The organism is Collinsella sp. CLA-ER-H8 (assembly GCF_040092335.1).
In the GTDB taxonomy this organism is placed as follows: Bacteria; Actinomycetota; Coriobacteriia; order Coriobacteriales; family Coriobacteriaceae; genus Collinsella.
The window spans coordinates 121,046-145,948 of record NZ_JBBNLU010000004.1; the positions used below are offsets into that span (position 1 = coordinate 121,046).

Sequence of the window (24,903 nt, forward strand, 5' to 3'; positions counted from 1 at the left end):
TCCAAATTACATACGAGCGAAATTATACACTTGCTGACGGCGCCTGCAGCGAGCGCATAAAAAGAGAACGCGGGGCGTCCGAATCGATCCGGACGCCCCGCCCCAAAAATCTATCGAAATGGCCTAGCAATCGATGACGTGCAGGTCGTGCGGGGTCTTGGTGAAGGGCTCGTAGCCGTTCTCGGTGACCACGCCGTAGTCCTCCAGACGCACGCCGCCCATACCGGGCAGATACACGCCGGGCTCCATGGTGATAACCGAGCCGACCTCGATGGTGTTCTTGCTGCGGTTGAAGTTGGGCAGCTCATGGATGTCGATGCCCACGCCGTGACCCAGACCATGGTTGTAATAATCGCCATAGCCGGCATCGCCGATAATCTTCTTGGAAAGCTTGAAAATGTCGTTGCCCTCGACGCCCGGATGGATGGCAGCGACGCACTCCTCGTGCGTACGGCGCACGAGCGCGTACAGGTCGAGCTGCTCCTGGGTAGGCTCGCCCATCACGACAGTGCGTGTCATGTCGGAGCGATAATCGCAGTAGCCCGCGCCGTAATCCATGAGGACAAAGTCGCCCTTCTCGATCACGCGGTCGCTCGGGACGGCATGCGGGTTGGCGGTGTTGGGGCCGCTCGCCACGATGGAGCCGAAGGCAAGGCTGTCAGCACCGTTGGCGAACATAAAGTTCTCGAGCTCGTTGCGTACCTGCTTCTCGGTCATACCGGACTTAATAAAGCCGAGCATGTGCTGGAAGGCGGCATCGGTGATCGACTGCGCATGGCGCATGAGCTCGATCTCCTCGGCGTCCTTGATGGCGCGCATCTTGCGGATGTCGTCATGCATCAGCGGCAGCATGCAGGCAACGGAGCGGTCCTCCAGGCCGCGCTGAATACCCTGGTAGAAGTTAATCTGCATATCGTCCTCGACAGCGCAGACGCGGCACTTGTTGGCTGCAATCTTGCCGGCGACCCAACCGGGGATGGTGCCCTCGTCCATGTCGTAGACCCAGGGGCTGCCGGCGGGCGTGTTCTCCTCAAAGCTGTTGAGGTAGCGCGAGTCGGTATGGAACAGGCACTGGTCAGCCGTAATAAACGCCGCGTGCGGGAACTCGAAGGTGTAGTCGAAGACGCCCTTCACGCCCGTGAGCCAACGAAGATTGGCCTCGTCGCGTACCACGATGGCGTCGTAGCCGCGCTCGACCATCAGGGCACGGACACGTTCGATACGACCGGCAGGACCGGCAGCAAACTCAGACATGCAGATTCCTTTCTTATTGTCTCAAAAAGTGCGGGACGGGTCTCAACCGAACGTCGGAATCGCATGTGAACCGCAACCGATTGGAAACCCGTCCCTCAACATGATACGAAAGACGATGGATGTCAATAAATCTTAGAGAAGTTCTTTGCGAGAAGCCAAGTAGGCGTGAGCGTGACGCTCAAGAACCTCGTCCTCAACGCTCGTTAGACGAATGGCGCCGAGTGCCGCGGGCAGCGGCAACATGCTGCGGTTCGAGCGGGCGAACTGCTGCTTGCGGAACTCCTCGATAAACGCGGTGGGCTCCAGGTCGAAGGCAAGCTCCTCGATGCCAAAGTCCTCCAGGCAGTCATCGACCTCAAAGACGTAATCGATATCGAAGTCGCAGGCATCATGTGCTAGGCGCGCCTCAAAGCGCATGCCCTCGGACAACAGCTGGTAGGCAGGGACCTGCGAAGCGGCATCGCCCAAGCAAGCGCGCAAGGTACGCTCCCCCGTCTTACCAAAATCGAGCGCATGGCGGGCGCTCGGGTTCGTGGCCATCAGTACGTCCTTGCGGGCAGTCTGAGACCATTGAACGGCATTGACGAGCGCGACCTCCTCGCCCGCGAGAATCTCGGGGACGGTCTCAGTAAACTGATTCCAGCGGGACTTACTGCTCGAAAGCATGGTGCCAACAAGTACCACAAAGCCGAGCTTGAGGTCCTCGGGGTCCGCCTCGCGAACAAGGTCGAGGTCGCACACGACCAAGCCCGGTTCGGGACGGCACGCGATAGCGGGAAGCGCATTGGCCGACGAGGCGACGAGCGGCTTCATGGTCGTCGCGACCGTGAGCATGGCGTCGAAGGTCGTCGGCAGTAAGGCGCACTCGGTGCGACCGCACCACTGATTGGCACACCAACAAACGACCGAGCAGGTCGCCGTGTCGCCGACAGCGACAACGAGATCGTCGCAGGTAATGCCGTTAGCCGACAGGGCGCCAAAGACGGTATCGGCGTCGACCAGCGTCGCGCCATCAGGAGAAACCTCAAGCAAAAGCTGCGACACGGCAAAACCGGCGTCGACCAGCGCATGCTCGACGACCTCACCAAAGCGCTCGGATGTAGCGTCGTTCCAAACCACCATCGCGCGCTTAGGCTTGCCCACAGCCGAGGAAAACATGCGCGACAGCTCATCGAACGCGCCCAATCCGACGCGGACATCGACACTGCGGTTTTGGAAATTGATCAGTTGACGGCGAATCATAGCAGCCCACGCTCCAAAAGCATCTCGGCACAAAGGTAGGAAACGTCCTCGAAGGACTTGTTGCGAATATCAAGGGTAAGGTCGGCGGCCTGGCGATACAGCGGACGGCGATGCTCAAACAGGCGCGCAGCATGCTCGGGCGAACGGAAATCGGGGCGCGTGTCGGACCGACGAATCTGGCGAATCGAATCCTCGAAGTCGCCCTCGAGGTACACGCACGTACCCATTTCGTGCATCAGTTCAATATTCACCGGCGTTTCGACGATACCGCCCCCGCACGAAACCAACAGGCTGCGCTCGCTTTGGAGCGAACGGAGCGCCGAGGTCTCGAGCTCGCGAAAACGATCCTCACCCTCGGTCTCAAAAATCTCGGTTACCGACTTGCCGCAACGGCGCACGACCAGACGGTCGGTATCGATAAAACGCCGCTTGAACATGGTGCCGACGTTGCGCGCGAGCGTCGATTTGCCCGCGCCCAAAAAGCCGATAAAGAAGATATGGTCGCAGCCGTGTTTGGTGTGCTGGGACATGACGAGACCTATTCCTCGCAGGGAAGGTCGCGCAGGGCCCGGCGCTCAAAGATACGGAAGATCTGCGTATACCACAGGTCCTGCGTCGCCTGCGGCTTGACCAGAATAGTATCGACGCCGGCGAAGTTGCCGCTCCACACGTCCGTGTAGAGCTGATCACCGATCAGCACAGCCTCGCCGGCTGTGGCGCCGAGGCGCTTAAGGCCCGCCTTGAGGGCAAACGGCGCCGGCTTCATGGCGTGGCTGATGGCCTCGAGTCCCAGCTCGCGTGCAGAGCTCATGACCTGGTCGCGATGCCAGTTGTTGGACACCATGCACAGCTTAAAGCCTTTGGCGCGGGCGGCGTCGAGCCAAGCGGAAACCGCGGCGGGAACCTGCTCGGTGTCGCGCGGCACCAAGGTGTTATCGCGATCGAGCAGAATGGCGCGCTTGCCGTCGGCCCACAGGGTATTAAGGTCGATGCGATCGACCGAGGCAACGTATCGTTTGGGGCTAAAAATCCTCATGCTAATTCCAAGACTGTTGATGCTCTTCGTAGGTTTGCGAGAAGTACTCCTCGTCCTGCGTAATGTAGAAATACAGGTCATCAGAGTCGGTCGGCTCAAGGGTGGCCTTGAGCGCCTCGAGCGACGGAGAGCAGATGGGCGTGGGCGGCAGGCCCTCATGCTTATAGGTGTTATACGGACTATCGCTCTGCAGGTCGTCGGCGGTAACCTCGCCACCGGTGACATACATCATGGTCGCATCGCTGTTGAGATAGCGCAGACCGTCGAGTTTGCCGGCAAGGCGGTTGTAGAAGACCGAGGCCACGTGCGCACGTTGATCGGCGTTGAGGCCCTCGCGCTCAACGATAGAGGCCAAGTTGACGATGTCGTAGTCGGACATCTCCACACCGTAGCGTTCCTTGATCTTGGCTTCGCAGCTCGCAAAGTCAAGCGACTTGTACTCGGTCTTAAACTGATCGAGCATAGCGCGAATCACGCCATCGGCCGTCGGCGAATCACCCAACGAATAGGTCTTGGGGAACAAGAAACCCTCGAGCGAGTCGTTGGCGGCGCCCTTAAGGAAGCTATAGTCGTCCACGTAGTTGGAGGCCTTGGCCTGGTTGAGGAAGTCTTCCTTAGAGATGCTGTCATAGGCCTGGGCCACACGGTCGGCGACTTGATCGACCGTCAGGCCCTCAGGGATAGTCAGCGTATTGGAGCCCGCGTTGGGGCCTTCCATGAGCTGCTGAACAACCTCGGTCGCATCCATGAGTGTGGTGAACGAATAATCACCAGGCTTGAGCGACATATCGGCGTTGAGCTTTTTCACCGCCGCATAGTAATCCTTGGGATTTTCTACGATATGGTTCTCGGAGAGAATCGAAGCGATGCTGTCACCCGAGGCACCATCGGGAATCGTGATAGTAACCTGCTGGCCTGCAACGACTTTCGCACCCTCACCGCCAAAGAAACCCTTGACGGCTGGCACGACAAAGAAAACGATCGCGACAAGCGCAAGCACGGCAACAACGCCACCGATAATCATAGGCACCGGGGAGCTTTTCTTTTGAGCACCGCGACGAGCATGCGTGTTGTAGCTCGAGCGGGTCGCCGGAGCAACGCCATGCGAACCACGAGCGTGATGCGAATGCGATTGGGGGGCCTGCGTTCGCTGGGTAGGTGCCTGCTGCTTAAAGCGGGTGCCGCCTGCAGGCTGGGCCGTACGAGCAGTGGGCTGCTGAGCCGCGTGAGAAGCCGAATGCTGAACCGAACGAGCAGAAGGCTGCTGACCCGTCCGTTGAACAGGTTGGGCCGAACGAGAGAAGGACTGCGCCGGGCGCGCGGCAGACTGAGCTGCGCGCTGCGTCGGCTGTGCCGGACGCTGGCCAGGCTGGGCAGGGCGCGACGCCGGCTGCTGTGTACGATTCGGCTGGCGCGGATCGGAAGCACTAGGCATGCGAAACCTCCTCGTTTTTACGATCGAGCCACGTCTGCAAAAACAGGCTGGCGGCAATCATGTCGATCTTGCCCCTCATCTGCTTTTCGTTGAGTCCCTGCTCGCGCAGGATACGCTTGGCCTCTTGCGAGGACAGACGCTCGTCCTCAAACTCCAACGGAAGATCGAGCTCGTCGGCAATCTTTTGCGCCACAGCGGCAACGCGCTCGGCCTGAGGGCCAGGTTCACCGGCCATGGTCAGGGGACGTCCGCTTACCAGGATGTCGGGCTCATAGTCCTCAACCAGGTAGCGAAACGTCTTGGCCATACCGGTGACCTCGGCAGCCGGGAGCACCTTAACGGGCATCGCCATCTTGCCATCACGGCTCGAGACAGCGATGCCAATCCTGGTTTCCCCTATGTCCAGCGCGAGCGCAACCACAACGACTTCTTAGATTCTTAGGCGCCGAGCGCGGTCTTAGCGGCCGCGAGGGCATCGGCGATGCCGGCAGCGTTCTTGCCACCGGCCTGGGCCATGTTGGGACGGCCACCACCGCGACCGTCAACCAGGCCCGCGATCTGCTTGATCACGTTACCGGCGTGGAACCCGGCCTTCACAGCGTCATCGGAGCCGGCAGCGAGCAGGGCCGGAGTGCCCTTCTCAGTCACGCTGGCGACGACACAAGCGACAGGGCCGGCGACCTTCTGATGCACGGTATCCCATACGTTGCGCAGGTCGGCAGCCTCAAGGCCCTGGAGCTCAGCGACGACCAGCTTGTAGCCGCCGAGCTCGACAGCACCCTCGATGGCACTGGAAATGGCGTCGGAGGAGCCACCGGTCAGAGCCTTTTTGAGCTTGTTGGACGTCTCGCGCAGCTCGGCCTGCAGGTTCTCCACGCGGGTGGGAACCTCATCGACGCGGCACTTGAGCGTAGCGGCGGCGGCGTCGACGAGCGCCAGACGGTCGGCCATGTAGTCGAGGGCACCCTTAGACGTCACGGCCTCGATGCGGCGGACATTGGAGCCTGTGGAGGACTCGGAAATAATCTTAAACAGGCCGATCTCGGCGGTGTTGGCGGCATGCGTACCACCGCAGAGCTCGCGGGAGAACGGCTGGTCCTCGGCGCCCACGGAAACGACGCGGACGACATCGCCGTACTTCTCGCCAAACAGAGCGACAGCGCCGGCAGCCTTAGCCTCGTCGATGCCCATGACACAGGTCACGACCGGCTTGGAAGCGAAGATCTGCTGATTGACCAGGTCCTCGACAGCCTTGAGCTGCTCGGAGGACAGGGCCTCGAAGTGCGTGAAGTCAAAGCGCAGGTGCTCGGGCGTCACCAGAGAGCCGGCCTGGGAGACGTGCTCGCCCAGGACCTGCTTAAGGGCGGCGTCGAGCAGGTGCGTGGCGGTGTGGTTGCGGCGCAGGAAGCCACGGCGCTCGGCGTCGAGCGCGGCGGTCACGGTAGCACCGACGGCCAGCGTGCCCTCGGCAACGTGGGCGACGTGAGCATAAAGGCCGTTGTGGTTCTTGGTGTCGGCAACGGTCAGCGAAACGCCCTCGGCGGAAAGCTCGCCGGCATCGCCCTGCTGGCCACCCATCTCGGCATAGAACGGAGTGCGGTCGAGAACGACCTCGACGTCCTCGCCGGCGGCAGCGGACTCGACGGACTCGCCGTTGCGCACGATGGCAACAACCTTGGCGCCCTCGATCACATCGTTGTCATAGCCGTCGAACTCAGTCTCGGCGACCTTGTCGGAAAGCTCGACCCAAACGTCGTTGAAGCTGCCCCAGGCGTCGCCTTTGGCATTGGCGCGGGCACGGGCCTTCTGGTCCTCCATGCAGGCAGTGAAGCCGTCCATATCGACATCGTGGCCAGCGGTGCCGGCGATCTCGACGGTCAGGTCGATGGGGAAACCAAAGGTGTCGTGCAGCTTAAAGGCAACATCGCCCGGAAGCGCAGCACCCTCGGCAAGCGCTGCCAGGGCCTCATCCAGGTAGACGCGACCGTTGTCGAGCGTCGTGGAGAAGCGCTCCTCCTCGGAGGCGACGATACCCTTGACGAGCGCGACGTTCTTGAGCAGCTCAGGATAGGCCTCGCCCATCTGAGCGTTGACCTCGTCGATAAACTTGGTCAGGAAGGCGCCCTCGATGCCCAGCAGGCGACCGTGGAACACGGCGCGGCGGAGCAGGCGGCGAAGGACGTACTCGCGACCCTCGTTACCGGGCAGGATGCCGTCAGAGATCATGAAGTCGACGGCACGGGAGTGGTCGGCGATGATGCGAAGAGAACGGCTGGCGCCGGAGTAATCGTCGGCGTCATAGGTCTTGCCGCTGATCTCCTCGCCCAGCTTGATGAGGTGCTGCATCAGATCGCCGTCGTAGTTAGCAGTCTTGTGCTGCATGATAGCAGCCATGCGCTCCAGGCCCATGCCCGTATCGAGGTTGCGGTGCGGCAGCTCCGGCATGGAGCCGTCCTCCTGACGGTCGTACTGGGTAAACACGAGGTTCCAGAACTCAAGGAAGCGGTCGCAGTCGCAGCCAGGCTTGCAGTCGGGGCTGCCGCAGCCGACCTCCTCGCCCATGTCAAAGTAGATCTCGGAGCACGGACCGCAGGGGCCGGTGGGGCCAGCGGCCCAGAAGTTGTCGTCCTCGCCCAGGCGGGAGATGTGGTCCTCAGCAACGCCCAGAGAACGCCACACGTCGTGGGTCTCGTCGTCCTCGGTAAAGACGGTAAAGTACAGGCGGTCGAGCGGCAGCTTGAACTCCTTGGTGATGAGCTCAAAGGCCCAGGCGCAAGCCTGCTCCTTGGAGACGCCGCCGAAAGAGAAGTCGCCGAGCATCTCGAAGAAGGACAGGTGACGACCGTCCTCGCCGATGCAATCGATGTCGTTGGTGCGAACGCACTTCTGGCAGGAAATCGCGCCGATCTCCTTCATGGTCTTTTTGCCCTGGTAGTACTCCTTAAACTGGTTCATGCCGGCGTTGGCAAGCAGCAGCGAGGGATCATCGGGGACGAGGGACGAAGAAGGATAGAGCTTAAGACCGCGCTCCTCAAAGAAGTTGAGGAACTTGGAGCGGATCTCGGCCGTAGTCATTGACGGGTAGTCAGCACTCATAGAGGGAATCTCCTCGGTTTCACATCGAAACAGTTCAAACGTAACGATATTACCATCCCACCGCGCCTGTGCAAAAAAGAGGGTCGCCAAACAGCGACCCTCCAGCGAAATTGCATGTTAGCACGTATGAATGTTAACCCGAATTACCCCGCTAGTTGTCGTCATCGTCCATGGAGCCGTCGATACCGGTTTTGGTATCGTCGTCCGAGTTGGAGTCATCGTCCTTGGCGAAGGGGTTCTTGAAGAAGCCCGTGGCATCGGGTTGCAGACCTGAGAGCTTGATCCAGGGATTATCGAGCTCGGGCTTGGGCATGGCCTTGGCCTCGGGCGCAGTCTCGTTGCCGATGAGCTCGGACTCGTAGATGAAGGTGTCGTCGCCGAGCGCGTCGTAGGCGGCGACCGGGTTGCCATCGGCATCGCGGTACGGCGTGCCCTTAAACACGGCGCCGTCATAGGCCACAAGCTGTCGGCCGGTCTCATTCTCGAAGTAGTACACGAAGATACCCTTGAGGGCCGCACAAAGCGGGATGGCAATAATCATGCCGATGGGGCCCATGAGTGCCGAGCCAATAACGAGCGCCGTGAGGCTCATGATGGGATGCACCTGCACCGAGCTCTGCATGACCTTAGGAGAAATCACGTTGTCGGTGACGTTTTGCGCGACCATCGTCACGATGAGCGTCCATAACGCCAACATGGGGCTGAACATGAAACCAAGCACTGTGGCGATTGCTGCGCTCACCCAAGGACCGACGACCGGAACCAAATGCATGATGCCGGTAAAGATAGCCATGAGCGCCGCATACGGATGACCGATGATCAAAAAACCGATAAAGGCGAGGAAACCACCGCAGATGGACGTCACGACCATACCGCGCATGTAGCCGCCGACAGAGCGAGAAAGGATGGCAACCATAAAGCGGTACGAGGTCTCCTTCTCCTGACCGATGATGGTGCAAATCTCGTGATGCATGCGAGGGTAGTCGCAGGCCATCCAGTAGGCAAGCACCAGACCAAGGAAGATCACGAACAACTGCGAGGCCGTATTGGTGATGAGCGGGAACACACCGCGACCAAGCTCGGCAGCAATCTGAGACACATACTTCGATGCCACGGCAACCAGCGACGAAAGACTATCGTCCAAATACTCCTTGAGCGGCGTGTTGTTGAGCGTCTTGGCATGCGAGATCATCTCGTTGAGATCGCCACCTGCAACACGAAGCTGCTCGGGCAGGCGGCTCAGGACTTCCATGATCTGACCAAAGAGAATCGGCGACAAGATGCAAACGACACCGACGAGCACGGCAACAACAACAATAAGCGCGATAAGCGAACCGATGCCGCGATTCACGCCATGGTGCTCGAGCCAATTGGTGATCGGGGACATCACAAAAGCAATGATGGAGCCGACGGCAAGAAACTCAATAACCGGTGCCAGGATGCCCATAAGGTTAAAGATGACGGCAGCAATAACAATGCAGCCGACAACAGCCCAAATGCGCAGCGTCAGAATGCGGGTGTCGCGCAGCACACGATCGGTTTGTTGGGGGTGCTCACTCATGAACGAATCATCACTCCGTCGGGGTCGATCTTGTCCTGAATCTTCTTAAGCGTGCGGCGCAGCAGACGCGAAACCTGCACCTGAGAAATACCCAGCTTCTTGGCGATCTCGATCTGGGTCATGCCCTTCACAAAGCGCAGCTCGATCACCTCGCGCTCGCGCGGCGAGAAATCACGGATGGCTTCCTCGATCACTAGGCGGTCATCGGTAAAGTCGAGCTCGTTGTCGTCGTCGGCGTAACGGTCGAGAATCGAAGGGGCATCGTCGGAATCGGACGCACCAGGAGCCTCGATGGGCACCGAGGTATAGGCCGAAGACGATTCCATAGCCTCGAGGACCTCATCGACAGTCACATCTAGATACTCAGCGATCTCCTCAACCTTGGGCGAACGCTGCAGCTCGTTGGTAAGTTTGTCAGTAGCCTGGTTGACCTTGGCCGAGAGCTCCTGCAGACGACGCGGTACGCGCACGCTCCAGCCCTTGTCGCGAAAATGGCGTTTGATCTCGCCCAGGATAGTGGGTGTCGCAAACGTCGTGAACTCGAGTCCGCGCTCGGGATCAAAACGGTCGATAGCCTTGAGCAAGCCCAGATAGCCGACCTGCATGAGGTCGTCGAGCGGCTCGCCGCGATTCTTAAATTTGTTGGCAAGAAACCTTACCAGGTTCATATGGGACATGACGAGCTGCTCACGGGCGTCCGGATCACCGGTCTCCTTGTAACGACGAAACAGCTCGCGGGTTTTCTCCTTGTCCCAAGCGGTCTTGCCGCTCCGGGAACGTTCGGTCATATTAGATATCCGCCTTGAGGTCGAGGGAAAGCGTCAGGGGCGCCGTAGTCTTTTCGTAGGAGTCGCACACGCTCGCGAGGATGAGCTCGGCATACACCGCAGCCTGGTCGTCTTCATCGACCGTAGCCTGGTCGCCAAAGGTAATAGTCATGCCAACGTGGGTCTCATCGACATCGAATTTGATGGTGATGTCATCGCAGTCGACCGCGGTGCAACCAAAGATGAAAGCCTCCTCAGCAGCCATGCGGATGTCCTCGATGCGATCGACAGACATGGAACACAGGGCACCAACGTTGGCTGCCGTCATGCGCACAAGGCGAGCGAGACGCGGGTCGCCGGCAACGGTCAGCGTGATGGGGCAGGTTGCTTCGCTACTCATAGCAGGACTCCTCAGAGGTCTCGGAGGGTGTATAGGTGTAATACTGAGCCCGCTTGGATGCAGACTTCTGAGCCACATCTGCGCCATCGGCGGCCTCGTCCTCCGCCTTGCCAATCAAGACGCGCTCGGTCGGCTGCTCGGCTTCTTCGGCGGCAGCGGAAAGCTTGCGCTCGGCTTCAGCTGCAGGAGCCTTCACCTTATTGAAGAGCTTCTGCACAGCACCGGCAGCAGAGTCGGTCACGCTCGACACAGCATTGCTGGCCTCGGCCATGCTGCCCGTAACCTCGGAAATGTCGCGAACCACGGCTTCGACCTCTACGAGATTGGAGGTAAGGGCATCAACTGCCGTCTTGCTCGACTTAAGCAGCGGCTCCATCTGGGCAAGCGCCGGCGTAAGCTCATCGACAGCGCCATCGAGCTTTGCCACCACAGGCTGAGCCTCGGCGATGGTGTTGTTGAGGTCGTCCACGGTCTTATCGAGCGAGTCGACAACATTGCGGGTCTTGCGCAGGGTAAGCGCGAGCTCAGCGATGGCCCACACGCCGGCAACGGCGAGCAACAGCAGGGCGATTTGAATGGGACTCATACAAGCCTCCCGGAAGAATCGAAATACAGACGCTTTTCATGGTACCCCAAAGGGGACCGAACATGCCAAGAGCAGCAACGTGGGACAAAATTATCAGCAGCTACTTCGGTGCATTCCCGCTGCGGTCGCGTTCGCTTTGCTCTACGCGCCACTCTTCCCAGCCGCGCCCGGCAGGCTGCCAAAATGCACCGCGTTCCAAGCCTTCGGGCAAATAGCGCTGATCGACCCAGCCTTCGGGATAATCATGTGGATACTTATACACACCGTATTCGTCGCTGCCTGGGCGATGACGATCGCGCAAATAACTCGGCACCTCACGTAAACCGCTGCTATGAATATCGGCCAACGCCGAGTCAATCGAGGCCTCACATGCGTTTGACTTAGGCGCCAAGCACACATAGAGTGCAGCCTGAGCCAGGTTAATGCGGCACTCGGGATAGCCGATGACCTCGGCAGACTTAAACGCGGCATGCGCCACCAAAAGCGCCTGCGGGTCGGCGTTGCCGACGTCCTCAGAAGCATGAATCATAATGCGACGGGCGATAAACTTAGGATCCTCCCCCGCATCGATCATTCGGGCAAGCCAATAGACGGTGGCATCTGGATCGCTGCCACGCATGGATTTAATAAACGCACTGATAACGTCGTAGTGCATGTCGCCGTTTTTGTCATACGTAAAGCCGCGACGCGGGTTGGCAATCTTTACGTCATCCACGGTGATGGGATAGCGCTCCCCCGCCGCCGGCGCTGGCGTTCCCTCGGTATCGGGACGCGTGACGGCAATCTCGCTCGCCAGCTCAAGTGTCGTCAGGGCCGAGCGTGCATCACCCGCGGCCAGCGTACAAATGGTCTTGACCGTATCAACATCGGCCGAGAACTTTCCATTCAAGCCCTGCGGTGCCTCAAGCGCACGTTCAATAAGCGTGGCGATATCCTCATCCTTCAGATGCTCAAGTTCCACCACGCGCCCACGCGACAACAGTGCCGAGTTGACCTCGAAGTACGGGTTCTCCGTCGTAGCGCCAATCATAATGACGGTACGGTTCTCAACTGCATGCAGCAGGGCATCCTGCTGCGACTTAGAGAAGCGGTGAATCTCATCGATGAATAGAATGGTGCGGCGGTCGTACGTATTCAGGCGCGTCTTGGCCTCATCAATCACGCGGCGCAAGTCCTTCACGGTACCCGTCACAGCGCTGACCTCGACAAACTCGCTCTTGGTATGGTTGGCGATAATATGGGCCAGCGTCGTCTTACCCGTACCGGCAGGCCCGTACAGAATCACGCTCGAAAGCACGTCGTGCTCAATCGCGGCACGCAGCCATGAACCCTTACCGACGGCCTTTTGCTGGCCCACGTACTCGTCGAGCGAATTGGGTCGCATGCGCACCGCGAGCGGCGCATTTTTAAAGGAACGCTCGCGCGTCGAGGCAGAAAAAAGGTCGTCCATAGCCATCCCGTGCATCAATCAAAAACGTTTTCAACTAACCAGTATACCGAATATATACGAACTACCGTTCGTTAATATAAGTACGGTGCGGAAACTCCAGACCAGGGAACAGCTTGCTCGTCAGTTCGCAGAAATAGCCGTCCGTCATGCTCGCGATATAATCCACCACGGCTTGATCCTTGTCGTCCTGCCAGGCATAGGTGCGATCGTAGTAGGAAAGCTGCTGCTCAATGCGCGAAATATGGTGCTTAAAGATGTACGAGGACTCGTCATCACTGTTTAGATCCCGCAGGCAACGGTCGTAGAGCTTTTCGAACGCCTCGCGCAGCTCCGCCTCGGAATCGCCTTCGATACCGCCCTTGCTATAGATCTTCTCGTAGTTCTCGCGCTTGGCTCGGCGGATTTCCTCAAACAGGTCCTCGCTCATCTCGATGCGCGGCTTACCATAGCTGTGCTCAACGATATCGATGGAGGCATGCGTGAGGATCCAACTGTTGTAGGCACCGCCCCGGCCATCATCAAAGGCGTCGGGTGACAGCAGGCCCGCCGCGATGGCGTCTTGGCGATCGCGCCCAACGTAGGCAAGGATATCCGAGATGCGGACCACGCAGCCTTCGAGCGTCATGGGACGCAGGTGCTCAATTGCGCCGTAACCCGCGGCAATGCAATCCTCAACCGTCTGATCAAACTGTTCAAAAGAGCCCATGTCCGAGAGCTCAAACACGCGTTGCTCGTACTCGCCGTTATGGCACAGCACGCCATCAAGCGTCTGGAGCGACACGTTGCGGCCATACAGTGCATCGAGCACGCGGACAGACTGCACGTTATGGAAAAAGAAGCGCCCGGTGTGCTCGTGATAGATATCGTTGAGAAAGCGCTCACCGGCATGGCCGAAAGGCGTGTGTCCCAAGTCGTGGCCTAAGCCAATCGCCTCGATCAGATCGCAGTTGAGCCCCAGGGCGCGACCGATATCGCGCGCGATGCGCGAGACAAGCTGCACGTGCAGACCGCGGCGTGACAGGTCGTCGTTGCTGCGAAAACTGAAGACCTGCGTTTTGCCTGCATAGCGGGTGTATGCGGGCAGATGCAAAATCTTTTCGGTATCGCGCATAAAGGCCGGACGCATAAGCGTGCCTTTGTCGGCAGCGCGATCAATACGACGAATGACCTGATCGTCGTTGCAACGATACGGGTTGACGGCACCCGAAGCACGATCGGTGGAAATGCGCTCGACCAGCTCGGGCGACAACGCCGAAGGAATACGGTCCATGCGCGCCTTAATGACGGCCGTTTCTTGATTAGTTGCCATGGCATGCTCCTTAAAAAGGATGCGCAATCAGTTACAATGTACAGCCCACGACCTCGATTATGGCAAAAATCGGCACTAAAAACGGGAGCAATGGCAGGGAACGCGATTTTATGAAGAGGCAGGAGAGCGCCAGGACCAGGAGCGAGACGGCAAATGCCACGATGCCGCCCATAGGGTCGAGCGTGCAAAGCGCGAAGAGTGCTTTGGCATCCCCCATGCCGATGCCCGGGATTTGGCGAAGACGACGCCAGAGGGACTCAGTCAGCACGAGAGCAAGATACACAATGACGGCAAGACCCGCGTGGTCAAGCGCTGTGTTCAAACCGAGGTCGAGCCAAACACCCGCCAACGCCGCCACGGCACATGCGCCGGCAAGCCCATTGGGAAACCGTCGCTCTCGGGCATCAATTGCCACGCCGGCAAAGATGCAAATCCAAAACGGGATATAGACCATCGGACGCCTCCTCGAGCTGCATCGCAAAAGCAAAAACCACCACAAAGGTGCCTATCCCCTTTGCGGTGGTTTTGGTGGTGGTTATTTGGCGCCTTGCATGACCTCGTCGAGGGTGACGTTTACGGCATGCTGGGTAGGAACCCAGTCGACCTTCAGGAACAGCGCGGCCACCGTGATGGGGATATAGCTGAACATAAAGATCGGGAAGGTAAACAGGTTGGTTACCAAACGCCACTTTTGCGCGCAGTGAATGTGCTTGTACTCGAAGATGGTCGTGAGTAGCGCAAGGATAAAGAAGGTCTGGTACATCATGGCGAAGGTCATAATGAGCGAAGCGGCGCACGCCTGCATCTCGACTTCGGTAGCCAAGAAGCCGTGCGAAAGACCGCCCACGATCAGGAACGTCGCATTAGCGAGCATCGAGATCAAGGACAACAGCATACCCGGGGCGATCGTCATGAACATGTCGTAGGCGGCAAAGCGGCGATAGCGGAACGTAGACTTGACCAGATGCTTGCCGTAGGTAAAGAACACCTGGTAAAAGCCCTTGGTCCAGCGCATACGCTGCTTCCAGGATGCCTTGAACGTCACGGGTTGCTCGTCAAAGAACTCCGCCGGTGCATAGCCAATGCGGATACCGTGAATGGCGCAGAACGTGGTGAACTGAATGTCCTCGGTCAGCGTGTGGAACTGCCAACCGTGCATGCCCTCGATAACGCTGGCGGAGATGAGGTAACCCGAACCCGATACAGCGCAGGAAGTCTTGCAGATATTACGCGCATTGTTAAGGAAGCGCGCCTCGCGCAGATACCACGTGGCGTTGGCCGCAGAGATCCACGAGCTGCCGAAGTTCTTAGAGTTGCGATAGCTCGTGACCACATGGAAGCCCTGATCAAAGGCGTCATTCATCTTGGATACGTAATCGCGGGAGATAACATTGTCGGCATCGAAGATGAAGTAGCCCTCAAACGTGTCGGGATACTCGTTGAGAATGCGATCGAAACCAAAGTCCATGACCCAGCTCTTGCCCTTGCGGGCCAGGTCGTTGCGCTCGTAAACAATGGCACCGGCCTCGCGCGCGAGCTGTGCGGTGTTGTCGGTGCAGGCGTCGGCAACGACAAAGACCTCGATAAGCTCGGACGGATAGTCCTGGTCCTTGATGGAGCGCACGAGATTGGCAATTACGGCCTCCTCGTTATGCGCCGCGATAAAGAAGGCATAACGGTGGAGTTTTTTGGCCTTGGGAGGCGCGACCTCACCACGAAGAGCGCCAATGACAAAGAAGACCACCTGGTACAGAAAGCAGACCGTGAGCAGCGTGACAACAATCTGGTTGAAGATCACGATGGGTGTGTTGGTTTGTAAAAAGGCGAGCATGCAGGCTCCCAGCAACGCGTTACGTAAACAATCGTATATCTTACCGCAGGCTTACCGAGTTCAAGAAACTACCTAATACTGACTAGGCATCGAGCAGGCCGAGCTGCGGGACGATTTCGTCACCGGCGGCAGTGCGGCCGAGCGAACGAGGAGCCAGATCATCCAGAACCGCCGCAAGATCCCACGGCAGCTCGTCACGGCACTCAATGCGCTCCCCCGTCACGGGATGGTCGAATGCCACGCGCCAAGAATGGAGGAACTGCCTGGTCAGGCCCTGATCGGCGCGCGCATCGCACTTACCGTAGAGCGGATCGCCCACGCAGGCGTGGTTGATATGGCGCATATGCACACGAATCTGATGTGTGCGGCCCGTAAACAGGTGGCACTCGACAAGCGTATAACCGTCGTCAAATCGCGTGGAATCGAAGCGCTCGAGGACCTTAAAGGTCGTAATGGCCTGGCGCGCGAAAGGGTCGTCCGAAACCGCCATCTTGACACGGTCGCGCGTAGAACGGGCAATGCCGGTGTTAATGGTGCCCTCATCCATAGCGATATGACCGTGAACAAGCGTGATATAACGACGATCGAGCGTACGCGTGCGGATGAGATTTTGGAGCGCGCGCTGGGTGTCGTCGTCCTTTGCCGCAAGCATGAGACCCGAGGTATCGCGATCCAAACGATGCACGATGCCGGGGCGGTCCTCGCCCTGCACGGTGCCCAGATGGTCGATACCGCAGTGATAGACCAGGGCATTCGCGAGCGTACCGCTCTCATGACCATGTGCAGGATGGCACACCAGGCCGCGCTGCTTGGAGAGCACGATAAGGTAGTCGTCCTCATAGCGAATGTCGAGCGGAATGGCCTCGGGAATCACATCGGTAGGATCGTGCGGCTCGGGCAAATCGACCGAAATACGATCGCCGGCTCGCACGGCGTACTTTTTGGACAGGCAGGTCTCGCCATTGACAGCGACGGCGCCACCCTCGATCAGATGCGCGCAGGCAGAACGTGTAGGGCAGCCGTCATTGGCGCCCAGATAAGCGTCAAGACGCTGACCGGCGGCATCGTCGGCAACAAGGATATGGATGTCGGCCATTAGCGCTCATTCCTTTCGCGAATCTTGCGGGCGCGCTCCCCACGTTGCTGGGCCTTGCGCTTGGCGCGGGCCTCGTCACGGGCGTTGAGCTCGGCGGTCGCATCGACCTCACGGGCAGCGGGGCTCAAGAACATGTAGCCGAAGAGGGCGAGCACGACACCCAAGGTAATGCCGATATCGGCCACATTGAAGACGGGGAAGTCGATGAAGGTGGTGGCAATAAAATCGGTCACGAAGCCAAAGGCCAAACGATCGATAGCGTTGCCGATAGCACCGCCCGCAACCATCGCCATGCCCACAACCTCAAGATGGGCGAGCTGGGGTGCACGAACGAGGTACACGGCAATAGCGATAATGACCGCCAACGCCAGCGCGGCAAACGCGATACCATGCCCCTCGCCCATACTAAAGGCAGCACCGATATTGCGGACAAACATAAAGTCGATGACACCGGGGATGACAGTCACATGCAAAGCTTCGCCCACGGCACGAACCGCAAGCTTGGTCAGCTGGTCAACAAGCAACACAACGAGCGCCACCCCACCAGCAACACCCAACCGCCAACGCAAAGGCGGCGTCATATCCGCAGAACGACCCAAAGAAATCCCCTACCCTCAGATAATCAAATTACGTTTAACGCAATTAATCATCTTATAGTGACAAACGCCAAACGCGCAGCATATTCTCCAACGCTAGCGAAATAACCAGCACAAAACAAAAGCGACATCCCGAATAACGGAATGTCGCTTAATAGCTTTCGACTAAGAACGCAAGTCGAAAGAAAGCCTTTAGCTCCAGCAATGGAAACGCCGCGTTTTCGTCACCAACAGCGAAAATGTCCCTAAGCGAGCAAGGTGACGTGAAAGAGGAGGGAAGCGTACTTTGGTACGCGACCGACGATTGAACGTCAGATTGCCGCTTAGGGGCGTTTGCAGCGTCGGTAGGTTACGGCGTTCTAGGAGCGCCGTAACCTACAAAGCGTCGGCGCAGCGCTTGCAAATATGCGCGTGGCCGTTGTACTCGCCGACGGTGGTGCGGTAGTTCCAGCAACGGTCGCAGCACTCGCCCTCGGCAGCCTCGATGGCAACGGAGAGCTCCTCGCCCTGGGTCAGCTCAACATCGGAGACGATGTAGAACTCGGCCAGGTCGACGGCCTTGTCGCCGGTCAGCAGCGCATACATCTCGGCGGGAACGACCGCCTTGACGCGGACCTGCTGGCTCTTAGTGAAGGTGCCGGCGGAACGGGCATCCTCAAGGGCCTTGGTCACGGCGCTACGGAGCTCGAGCGAAGCCTCGAGCACGCCCTCAAACTCATTGGCCTCGTCAACCGTGATGGGCGACTTGTACCAATCGAGCAGCGCGGCGTACTTCTGGTGATCGACGCAGCCTGCAGGCGCATATGCCATGGCCTCGTCAACCGTGTAGGACAGGATCGGCTGCAGGTCGCGCATGAGCATCGAGAAGAGCTCTGCGAGCACGGTCTGGGCGCTGCGGCGCTCGAGCGAGCCGGGCTTATCACAGTACAGACGGTCCTTCAGGGCATCGAGGTACACGTTGGAGAGTTCGGTAACCACGAAGTCGTAGAGTGCACGGTAGGCGCGCGGGAACTCGTAGCTGGCGTAGGCATCGTCGACCTCGGCCTGGACCTGGGTCAGGCGGGCAACCATGAGCTTATCGAGCGGCAGCAGGTCGGCAAAGGCGACGCCGTCGGTCTCGGGCTCAAACTGACCCTCGAGCTCGGAGAGCAAGAAACGCAGCGTGTTGCGGAAACGACGGTAGGCATCGGACGTACGAGCAAGGATCTCGTGGTCGATGGACACGTCGGAGCTGGTATCGACGGATGCAACCCACAGACGGATGATGTCAGCGCCCATCTCGTCGCAGACCTTATTGGGGTCGATGACGTTGCCGAGCGACTTGGACATCTTACGGCCCTGGCCGTCGAGGGTGAAGCCCTGCGAGACAACCGCCTTGTACGGAGCGCGGCCGTTGGCGCCCACCGAGGTGAGCAGCGAGCTTTGGAACCAACCGCGGTGCTGGTCGGAGCCCTCGAGGTACACATCCGCCGGATACTCCAGCTCGGGACGGTACTCGCAGACGGCCTTCCAAGACACGCCGGAGTCCCACCACACGTCGAGGATGTCCTTATCGGCCTTGAGGTGATGGCCACCGCACTTGGGGCAGACGCAGGCCTCGCCCAGGTAGCTCTCGGGAGCGTCGGTGAACCAGGCATCGGAGCCCTTCTCGTGGAAGAGCTTGATGACGGCGTCGAGCGTGGCGTCGTTCATGACCTTCTCACCGCAGTCGGCGCAAGTGTAGCTGGGGATAGGCACGCCCCAGTTGCGCTGGCGGCTGATGCACCAGTCGGGACGCTGCTCAACCATGGCGCCGATGCGGTTGGCGGCGTGAGCCGGATACCACTTGACGTTCTCGCGAACCTCCTTGCCAGCCTGCTCGCGCAAGCCGGTCTTGTCCATCGAGACAAACCACTGGTCGGTAGCACGGAAGAGCACCGGGTGCTTGCAGCGCCAGCAGTGCGGATAGCTGTGCGTGATCTTCTTCTCGAGGACCAGGGTGCCGCGCTCGCGCAGGAACTCGATGATGTGCGGGTTGGCCTCATCGGTATCCATACCGCTGAAGGGGCCACCGGTACCAAACTCCTCGCCGGTGTAGAACTTGCCGTCGTCATCGACCGGCATGCAGATGTCGGTGATGCCCTCCTTGAGGCAGGCAAAGTAGTCGTCGACGCCGTGGCCGGGCGAGTTGTGGACGATACCGGTACCGTCATCGACACCAACGTAATCGGCCAGCAGCGCCACGCCCTCAACGCCGTCAAAGATCGGCTGCTTGTAGTGGATATGATGGAAGGTCTCGGCGGGAACCACGTAGGGCTTGCCGTCGACCATGACCGGGGTGTACTCCCAGCCAAACTCCTCGCAGCACTTGGGAGCCAGGTCCTCGAGCATGACCTCGGCGCGCCCATCGTGCTCAACGGCAACATAGGCGGCGCCGGGCTTGAGGGAAACTGCCTGGTCAGAGGGGATGGTCCACGGCGTGGTCGTCCAGATGATGAAGTCAACCGGGCCGTCGAAGTTCTCGAGGCCGGCGGGCTTGGAGGTCATCTCGAAGCGCACGAAGATGGACGGGCTCGTCTCGTCGGAGTACTCAATCTCGGCCTCGGCGAGTGCGGTGTGGCAGTGCTTGCACCAGTGGACGGGCTTATGACCACGATAGATCATGCCCTTGTCGAACATGGCCTTGAAGACCTCGATGTCGGCGGCGTCATGCTGGTGATAAAGCGTCAGATACGGGTTGTCCCAGTCGCCGAGCACGCCCAGGCGACGGAAGCCAGCCTTCTGGAGCTCGATGTTCTCGACAGCGAACTTGTTGCAAAGCTCGCGGATCTTAGCCGTGGAGGTCTGGTTGAACTTCTCGGTGCCGAGCTTCTCCTCGACCTTATGCTCGATCGGCTGACCGTGGCAGTCCCAACCGGGGACATAGGGAACTTCATAGCCCTGCATCATCCAGTAACGGTTGATCATGTCCTTGGAGATCTTGTTCATGGCGTGGCCGATGTGGATCGGGCCGTTGGCGTACGGAGGGCCGTCGTGCAGCACGAACTTCTTGTGACCCTCGTTCTTCTTTAGAACTTGCTCGTAGACCTTGTTGTCCTGCCAGTCCTTGAGTCGCTTTGGCTCGGACTTGGAAAGACCGGCACGCATGGGAAATCCGGTTTTGGGCAGATTCATCGTCTGCTTGTACTCGTTTGCCACGGTACCCCTTTCATGTCGTGGGCGCGCACGCCCGATGGGCACCAAAAAAAGCGCCCGTCCCTGCAAGCTGGGACGAAGCGCCACATAACGGGCTGCACGCCCGCAAAAGCTCTTCGCTTAACCACCCAGCTTAGATGCCCTCGCCCGCGTATTCGCGCGCTCGCATCCGTTACTCGGCTGGCCTGTATCGACGACCATCTCGGCGATGTCTACTAAGACGAACCTGCGCGGCACGTCCGTTGGGACCGCAGCTCCGGGGTGATTTTCATCGGTCGCATGCACGGGTTCTCAGCGCTCCCCGCTCTCTGTAGCATGCGGACGGCCGACTACTCGTCCCCATCAACGCTTATGCGGAGTATGCTAGCACGTTCCGCGCCGGCGAAAAACCCTCAACACTGGTTTTATACGTTCGAAATTTCTTGCGGCCGTGTACCTTCTCTTGGAGCAAAATACCTGTAAGCACTTTATCGAACGAAAGAAGGTTGCTATGCGCACGATCGGAATGAGCGACTACACCGTCGGCGAAGACTGCTTTGACGAGCTGCCCGGAGCACTGGCCGAGTACGGAGCGACCAAGGTCGCCATTATTGGCGGCAAACGTGCACTAGCCGCAACCCTTCCCGGAATCGAAGCCGCGCTGGCAGGCACCGACGTCGAGATTCTGGAGACGCGCGTCTACGGCACCAACAGCACGCGGGCCAATATCGCCAAGGTCGTGAACTCCCCCGCTTGCCAGCAGGCGGACGTGCTTATCGCCTGTGGCGGCGGCAAGGCACTCGACACCGTCAAGACGGCGGCCATCGAGCTCAAGAAGATCGTCTTTACCGTACCGACGATTTGCTCTAACTGTTCCGCCGCGACCGCCATTGCCGTTGTCTACAACGACGATGGATCGCTCGAGGGCTATTCGTACCCCAACCGACCGGCGCACATCTTCATCAATCCCAAGATCATAGCCGAGGCTCCGGCAGAGTACTTTTGGGCCGGCTTGGGCGACGCCCTGTCCAAGCAGCCCGAGGTCGAGTACGCCACGAGCGCCGGCAACCTGGAGCACACCGCCGGCCTTGGCCTGGCTCTTGCCCACACCTGCTCCGAGCCGCTGTTTACCTACGGTGTTCAGGGTCTTGAGGACGTTCGTCAGAATCTGTCGAGCGAGGCCGTCAAGCAGATCGCGCTCGACATCGTGGTCAACACGGGCTACGTCTCCAACCTGACCAACCAGAACGATTACTACTACAACTCGAGCGTGGCGCACGCGTTCTACAACGCCACCTGCAGCATTCCACGTGAGGGCACCTACCTGCACGGCGAAGTCGTAAGCCTGGGCGTGCTGGTGTTGTTCGCCTACACGGGCGACACCGAGAACCTTAAGCGCTATGCTGCCTTCAACAAGCAGATGGGGCTACCCGTAACGCTTGAGCAGGTCGGGCTTACCGAGACTGATATCCCTGCCCTGTGCGAGTACGCGCACGCCACCAACGAGTGGAAGCAAGGCAACCCGGAGCCCTTCACCGACGAGAAATTCGCCGCCGCCATCAAAGCCGCCAACGCCTACGGCCACACGCTCTAGACCCAGGCCAAAACCACCACAAAGGTGCCTGTCACCTTTGTGGTGGTTTTTTATTGCTCCAGCATGCTGGGGTCGAACTCGCTAACCGGGATCACGCGATAACCGTGGCGGAGCAGTAAATCAACGAAGACGCCGTTGCCCGCCGTGAGGGTGCCACTGAATGTTCCGTCGTAGATGAGGCTCGCGCCGCACGAGGGACTGCGGTCCTGCAGGATGCACGCGGCGATCTTTTCCGGCCCACCCGCCTGCTCGCACATGTCGAGCGCACGTTGGGCGCCTAGGCGAAATTTCAGGTCAACGGATACGCCCTCGCAGGTACGGACCTCGCCGTTCACAATCTCGGACGGCTTGCGCGGCGTGGGCAGGCCCCCAAAGACCTCAGGGCACACCAAGAGGACCTCGGTCCCTGTACGCTCGCAGGCCTCGACCAACTCGCGATGATAGTTGTCGAGCCCGTTATACTTGCAGCTCTCGCCCATCAAACAGGCACTCACCACGATCTTCATTTCCATCCCCCTCAAGCAAAACGCCCCATTTGAGTAAGCTGCTCAAATGGGGCGTCGGCGTTTACTGGCTCGGCCGCGGCTTTACTGCTGCTTGGGCATCAGCGGATTCTCGCGCGTGAGGAGGTTCATGAACTCCTCACCCGTGATGGTCTCCTTCTTGTACAGATAACGAGCCAGCTCGTGGAGCTTAAACTTGTTCTCCTTGAGGATCTGCAGGGCGCGATCGTGCGCGTCCTCGATAAGCTTAGCGACAATCGCGTCCACACGCTCGGCCGTACCAGGGGCGCAGGTGAGCGACGTATCCTGATTGAGGTACGCGTTCTGCACGGTACCGAGCGCCATCATGCCAAACTCGTCGGACATACCAAAGCGCGTCACCATGTTGCGAGCGAGCTTGGTGGCCTGCTCGATATCGTTGGCGGCGCCGGTCGTCATCTCACCAAAAATGAGCTCCTCGGCCGCACGGCCACCGCAATAGACGGCGAGCTTGTCCAGGACCTCCTGGCGTGTGGTCAGGAAGCGCTCGTCCTCCTCCACCTGCATGGTGTAGCCCAGAGCACCGCTCGTGCGCGGCACGATGGTGATCTTCGTGACCGGCGCAGAGCCCTTCTGGCGGGCGGCAACAATAGCATGGCCGATCTCGTGATAAGAAACGACCTGCTTCTCGTGGTCGGACAGCACCGTGGACTTGCGCTGCTGACCGGCGATGACGACCTCCACCGACTCCTCAAAGTCATCCTGGGTTGCACGCTTGCGACCCTCGCGAACGGCGCGCAGAGCGCCCTCGTTGATGATATTGGCCAGGTCGGCGCCCGAGGCACCGGGCGTGGCGCGGGCAATCGCGGTCAGGTCGATCGGCGGCTGCGTCTTCACGCTCTTGGCATGCAGCTCGAGGATGTTCTTGCGGCCGGTCAGATCGGGCAGCTCAACGGGGATGCGGCGGTCAAAACGACCGGGGCGCAGCAGGGCCGGATCGAGGCTGTCGGGACGGTTGGTGGCAGCGAGGACAACGATACCCTTGTGGTTATCGAAGCCATCCATCTCGGTCAGCAACTGATTGAGCGTCTGCTCGCGCTCGTCGTTGCCGCTAAAGCCGCCGCCATCGCGCTTCTTACCGATGGTATCGATCTCATCGATAAAGACGATACACGGGGCCTTTTCCTTGGCCTGCTTAAACAGGTCACGAACCTTAGCAGCGCCGCGGCCGACGAACATCTCGACGAACTCAGAGCCCGAAATGCTAAAGAACGGAACACCAGCCTCGCCGGCAACAGCCTTGGCTAGCAGGGTCTTACCGGTACCCGGAGGGCCAACAAGGAGAGCACCGCGCGGCAGCTTGGCGCCAATCTCCTCGTAGCGCTGGGGCTTCTCCAGAAAGTCGACGACCTCCTTGAGGGACTCCTTGGCCTCTTCCTGGCCGGCGACATCCTTAAAGGTCACGCCCACGTCCTTGGAGGCGATCACGCGCGCGCCGGACTTGCCCAGTCCACCGCCGCCAAAGCCACCGCCGCCAAAGTTCATCGAAGGACCGTCATCACCCATGGCCTTCTTCATGCGGCGGTTGAGCCACCAGCCGATCAGGAAGAAAATCGCCATGGGAAGGATGAGCGTAAGCAGGTAGTAGGTCATCAAACCCGAGTTTTTATCGGGAACGACCGACTCCAGCGAAGCGCCAGACTCAAGCACGCGATCGGTAAAGCCCGCATCGTTCGGCACACCGGTCGTCTTATAGGCGATGTTCTCGTCCTCGCCCTTCTTGGTGTAATAAATCGAGTAATCGTCCGTGTTGTACTCGACCTTGTCGACACTCTTCTTATCGAGCGCTTTGACAAACGTCGAGTAATCGGTCTTCGTAATCTGCTGCGTGTGACCGATGTTGGGGAACAGAACGGTCGAGAGCACGAGGTAGACGACGAAGGCGATGAGCACGTAGAGGATCATATTCCGTCTACGCTTGTTGTCATCCATCTCCATCTGCTTGAACTCCATCT

Annotated in this window: 21 protein-coding genes; 1 reads left to right on the forward strand and 20 read right to left on the reverse strand. The window is 59.4% G+C overall.

The window, feature by feature from the left end; all coding sequences use genetic code 11:
* Positions 1-123: 123 nt before the first annotated feature.
* The 18 genes from AAAX72_RS03980 to ileS form a co-directional block, all read right to left on the reverse strand.
* The gene (locus tag AAAX72_RS03980; RefSeq protein WP_349129154.1) at positions 124-1,254 is read right to left on the reverse strand and encodes a Xaa-Pro peptidase family protein; all 1,131 of its coding nucleotides are present in this window, start codon (positions 1,252-1,254) and stop codon (positions 124-126) included.
* Positions 1,255-1,386: 132 nt separating this feature from the next.
* Positions 1,387-2,496, reverse strand: a complete 1,110-nt coding sequence (locus AAAX72_RS03985) for a hypothetical protein (RefSeq protein WP_349129156.1) — start codon at positions 2,494-2,496, stop codon at positions 1,387-1,389.
* On the reverse strand, positions 2,493-3,026 hold the full coding sequence (locus tag AAAX72_RS03990) for a shikimate kinase (RefSeq protein ID WP_006233986.1): 534 nt from the start codon (positions 3,024-3,026) through the stop codon (positions 2,493-2,495). Before AAAX72_RS03990 ends, AAAX72_RS03985 begins: the two co-directional genes overlap by 4 nt.
* Positions 3,027-3,034: 8 nt before the next feature.
* Complete coding sequence (locus AAAX72_RS03995) at positions 3,035-3,532, reverse strand: YqeG family HAD IIIA-type phosphatase (RefSeq protein WP_152068057.1); 498 nt, start codon at positions 3,530-3,532, stop codon at positions 3,035-3,037.
* A 1-nt stretch (position 3,533) separates the two neighbouring features.
* Complete coding sequence (gene mltG / locus AAAX72_RS04000) at positions 3,534-4,967, reverse strand: endolytic transglycosylase MltG (protein WP_226812493.1); 1,434 nt, start codon at positions 4,965-4,967, stop codon at positions 3,534-3,536.
* A complete protein-coding gene (gene ruvX / locus AAAX72_RS04005; protein ID WP_035138185.1) occupies positions 4,960-5,388 on the reverse strand; it encodes a Holliday junction resolvase RuvX in 429 nt (142 codons plus the stop codon). The genes mltG and ruvX overlap by 8 nt, the downstream gene beginning before the upstream one ends.
* A gap of 17 nt (positions 5,389-5,405) precedes the next feature.
* A complete protein-coding gene (gene alaS / locus AAAX72_RS04010; protein WP_349129158.1) occupies positions 5,406-8,063 on the reverse strand; it encodes an alanine--tRNA ligase in 2,658 nt (885 codons plus the stop codon).
* 151 nt (positions 8,064-8,214) lie between these two features.
* Positions 8,215-9,624, reverse strand: coding sequence for an AI-2E family transporter (locus AAAX72_RS04015; protein WP_349129159.1), 1,410 nt, complete (start codon positions 9,622-9,624; stop codon positions 8,215-8,217).
* A complete protein-coding gene (locus AAAX72_RS04020) occupies positions 9,621-10,412 on the reverse strand; it encodes an RNA polymerase sigma factor SigF (protein WP_022094589.1) in 792 nt (263 codons plus the stop codon). Before AAAX72_RS04020 ends, AAAX72_RS04015 begins: the two co-directional genes overlap by 4 nt.
* A 1-nt stretch (position 10,413) precedes the next feature.
* The gene (locus AAAX72_RS04025) at positions 10,414-10,791 is read right to left on the reverse strand and encodes a hypothetical protein (protein WP_006233993.1); all 378 of its coding nucleotides are present in this window, start codon (positions 10,789-10,791) and stop codon (positions 10,414-10,416) included.
* Positions 10,784-11,377 carry a hypothetical protein gene (locus tag AAAX72_RS04030; RefSeq protein WP_349129160.1) on the reverse strand — a complete coding sequence of 198 codons (594 nt, stop codon included), beginning with the start codon at positions 11,375-11,377 and terminating at the stop codon, positions 10,784-10,786. Before AAAX72_RS04030 ends, AAAX72_RS04025 begins: the two co-directional genes overlap by 8 nt.
* Before the next feature lie 100 nt (positions 11,378-11,477).
* Complete coding sequence (locus tag AAAX72_RS04035) at positions 11,478-12,827, reverse strand: replication-associated recombination protein A (protein WP_349129161.1); 1,350 nt, start codon at positions 12,825-12,827, stop codon at positions 11,478-11,480.
* Positions 12,828-12,888: 61 nt separating this feature from the next.
* Positions 12,889-14,136: an HD domain-containing protein gene (locus AAAX72_RS04040; RefSeq protein ID WP_349129163.1), complete on the reverse strand. Its 1,248-nt coding sequence runs from the start codon at positions 14,134-14,136 to the stop codon at positions 12,889-12,891.
* A 31-nt stretch (positions 14,137-14,167) separates the two neighbouring features.
* Positions 14,168-14,590, reverse strand: coding sequence for a prepilin peptidase (locus tag AAAX72_RS04045; RefSeq protein ID WP_349129165.1), 423 nt, complete (start codon positions 14,588-14,590; stop codon positions 14,168-14,170).
* An 81-nt stretch (positions 14,591-14,671) separates the two neighbouring features.
* Positions 14,672-15,967 (reverse strand): glycosyltransferase family 2 protein, encoded by a 1,296-nt coding sequence (locus AAAX72_RS04050; RefSeq protein WP_349129167.1) that lies wholly within the window; start codon positions 15,965-15,967, stop codon positions 14,672-14,674.
* A gap of 82 nt (positions 15,968-16,049) precedes the next feature.
* Positions 16,050-17,063: an RluA family pseudouridine synthase gene (locus AAAX72_RS04055; protein ID WP_349129168.1), complete on the reverse strand. Its 1,014-nt coding sequence runs from the start codon at positions 17,061-17,063 to the stop codon at positions 16,050-16,052.
* On the reverse strand, positions 17,063-17,662 hold the full coding sequence (gene lspA / locus AAAX72_RS04060) for a signal peptidase II (RefSeq protein ID WP_349129170.1): 600 nt from the start codon (positions 17,660-17,662) through the stop codon (positions 17,063-17,065). The genes AAAX72_RS04055 and lspA overlap by 1 nt, the downstream gene beginning before the upstream one ends.
* Positions 17,663-18,034: 372 nt before the next feature.
* Positions 18,035-20,836, reverse strand: coding sequence for an isoleucine--tRNA ligase (gene ileS, locus AAAX72_RS04065; protein ID WP_349129172.1), 2,802 nt, complete (start codon positions 20,834-20,836; stop codon positions 18,035-18,037).
* 487 nt (positions 20,837-21,323) lie between these two features.
* On the opposite strand from ileS, the gene AAAX72_RS04070 reads away from it, so the two are divergent.
* Positions 21,324-22,406, forward strand: coding sequence for an iron-containing alcohol dehydrogenase family protein (locus AAAX72_RS04070; RefSeq protein ID WP_349129174.1), 1,083 nt, complete (start codon positions 21,324-21,326; stop codon positions 22,404-22,406).
* A 50-nt stretch (positions 22,407-22,456) separates the two neighbouring features.
* Here AAAX72_RS04070 and AAAX72_RS04075 read toward each other — a convergent pair whose 3' ends face one another.
* A complete protein-coding gene (locus AAAX72_RS04075) occupies positions 22,457-22,912 on the reverse strand; it encodes a DUF523 domain-containing protein (RefSeq protein ID WP_349129175.1) in 456 nt (151 codons plus the stop codon).
* A gap of 81 nt (positions 22,913-22,993) precedes the next feature.
* Positions 22,994-24,886: an ATP-dependent zinc metalloprotease FtsH gene (gene ftsH, locus AAAX72_RS04080; RefSeq protein ID WP_172544932.1), complete on the reverse strand. Its 1,893-nt coding sequence runs from the start codon at positions 24,884-24,886 to the stop codon at positions 22,994-22,996.
* Positions 24,887-24,903: the final 17 nt, after the last annotated feature.

Bases quoted from the DNA above. Each gene is read 5' to 3' on its own strand.
- AAAX72_RS04015 (WP_349129159.1), bottom strand. From the start codon at position 9,624: ATGAGTGAGCACCCCCAACAAACCGATCGTGTGCTGCGCGACACCCGC.
- AAAX72_RS03990 (WP_006233986.1), bottom strand. From the start codon at position 3,026: ATGTCCCAGCACACCAAACACGGCTGCGACCATATCTTCTTTATCGGC.
- AAAX72_RS04075 (WP_349129175.1), bottom strand. From the start codon at position 22,912: ATGAAGATCGTGGTGAGTGCCTGTTTGATGGGCGAGAGCTGCAAGTAT.
- AAAX72_RS03980 (WP_349129154.1), bottom strand. From the start codon at position 1,254: ATGTCTGAGTTTGCTGCCGGTCCTGCCGGTCGTATCGAACGTGTCCGT.
- mltG (WP_226812493.1), bottom strand. From the start codon at position 4,967: ATGCCTAGTGCTTCCGATCCGCGCCAGCCGAATCGTACACAGCAGCCG.
- AAAX72_RS03985 (WP_349129156.1), bottom strand. From the start codon at position 2,496: ATGATTCGCCGTCAACTGATCAATTTCCAAAACCGCAGTGTCGATGTC.
- AAAX72_RS03995 (WP_152068057.1), bottom strand. From the start codon at position 3,532: ATGAGGATTTTTAGCCCCAAACGATACGTTGCCTCGGTCGATCGCATC.
- AAAX72_RS04070 (WP_349129174.1), top strand. From the start codon at position 21,324: ATGCGCACGATCGGAATGAGCGACTACACCGTCGGCGAAGACTGCTTT.
- AAAX72_RS04040 (WP_349129163.1), bottom strand. From the start codon at position 14,136: ATGGCAACTAATCAAGAAACGGCCGTCATTAAGGCGCGCATGGACCGT.
- AAAX72_RS04020 (WP_022094589.1), bottom strand. From the start codon at position 10,412: ATGACCGAACGTTCCCGGAGCGGCAAGACCGCTTGGGACAAGGAGAAA.
- AAAX72_RS04055 (WP_349129168.1), bottom strand. From the start codon at position 17,063: ATGGCCGACATCCATATCCTTGTTGCCGACGATGCCGCCGGTCAGCGT.
- AAAX72_RS04025 (WP_006233993.1), bottom strand. From the start codon at position 10,791: ATGAGTAGCGAAGCAACCTGCCCCATCACGCTGACCGTTGCCGGCGAC.
- AAAX72_RS04050 (WP_349129167.1), bottom strand. From the start codon at position 15,967: ATGCTCGCCTTTTTACAAACCAACACACCCATCGTGATCTTCAACCAG.
- AAAX72_RS04030 (WP_349129160.1), bottom strand. From the start codon at position 11,377: ATGAGTCCCATTCAAATCGCCCTGCTGTTGCTCGCCGTTGCCGGCGTG.
- AAAX72_RS04035 (WP_349129161.1), bottom strand. From the start codon at position 12,827: ATGGACGACCTTTTTTCTGCCTCGACGCGCGAGCGTTCCTTTAAAAAT.
- alaS (WP_349129158.1), bottom strand. From the start codon at position 8,063: ATGAGTGCTGACTACCCGTCAATGACTACGGCCGAGATCCGCTCCAAG.
- ftsH (WP_172544932.1), bottom strand. From the start codon at position 24,886: ATGGAGATGGATGACAACAAGCGTAGACGGAATATGATCCTCTACGTG.
- AAAX72_RS04045 (WP_349129165.1), bottom strand. From the start codon at position 14,590: ATGGTCTATATCCCGTTTTGGATTTGCATCTTTGCCGGCGTGGCAATT.